We start from the raw sequence: 802 nt of genomic DNA, 5'->3' as shown, positions 1-802 counted from the left end.
GCTTGAGATTTGCCTGAGGTGTTCGATCATGATTTCTTTATTGACCCAAGGAACAACAATCGCTTCACCGATTCCTCGGCTTGGGCAAACAGAGCCAAACAAATAGGCGTAATCGAATTGCTGCTGCCGAACCGCTCTGGGACGTGTTCCATGCGGTGCCCAAAGCCGTGTCGTCGTATTCTGCTGGCCAAATCTGGCTTCATCCTGGAACCAGACATCCACTTGCTCAAGGCTGATATGGCCCGGGATGTTACGGATCGTTTCCAGTAGGAAGTTTTTTAAAAGCTTCTTGCGTTGCTTGGCATTGTTTAGGGTGTTTTGAGCGGGATGTTATCCATGAAAATCCCATATGATCGAGCAAATAGTAAATGGAATCAGGGTGATAGTGTTTATCAAACGTCTGGACAATATATGCATGGATATCGGCACCCGTGAGTCTACCGCCTTGCGGGTTATGGGCATTGTCTTTGATATATTGGCGGAGTTGTTCTTGTTGCTCAGGGGATAAGAATGAAGGTCTACCTGTTCTTGGTTTTTCCTGAAGTCCTTCGAGGCCTTCTTCGAGAAAGGTATGAACCCATTTGTTGACACTGGTTCTGCTGACTTTGAGAAACTTGGCAATTTGAGTGCGGGACTGGCCCTCTTTAAAATGGGCAAGCGCGAGTAATCTCATTTTCATTTGAATGGATTTTTGCTGGCTTGCCAGCTTTTTGAAGTCAATGTTATTGAGGCTATCCATAGCGATTTGACCACCTGAAAGAGAAGCCTCAATTAGATCATATTCTTACTTAGAATGGTATTA

2 protein-coding genes are annotated in these 802 nt (G+C 45.1%); both read right to left on the bottom strand.

What is annotated here, in order from left to right:
* Positions 1-222, bottom strand: a 222-nt coding sequence (locus tag P0Y67_RS22710) for a transposase (RefSeq protein ID WP_342393707.1), incomplete at its 3' end; no start/stop codon positions are given.
* A 28-nt stretch (positions 223-250) separates the two neighbouring features.
* Positions 251-739 (bottom strand): IS630 family transposase, encoded by a 489-nt coding sequence (locus tag P0Y67_RS22705; protein ID WP_342393706.1) that lies wholly within the window; start codon positions 737-739, stop codon positions 251-253.
* Positions 740-802: the final 63 nt, after the last annotated feature.

The organism is Photobacterium sp. SP02 (assembly GCF_038519165.1).
Taxonomy (GTDB): Bacteria; Pseudomonadota; Gammaproteobacteria; order Enterobacterales; family Vibrionaceae; genus Photobacterium; species Photobacterium halotolerans.
Note: the sequence above shows the minus strand (reverse complement) of the source record. Positions and strands in the feature narration are given on the sequence as shown.

Excerpts from the sequence above, each read along its gene's own strand:
- P0Y67_RS22705 (WP_342393706.1), bottom strand. The coding sequence starts at position 739 with ATGGATAGCCTCAATAACATTGACTTCAAAAAGCTGGCAAGCCAGCAA.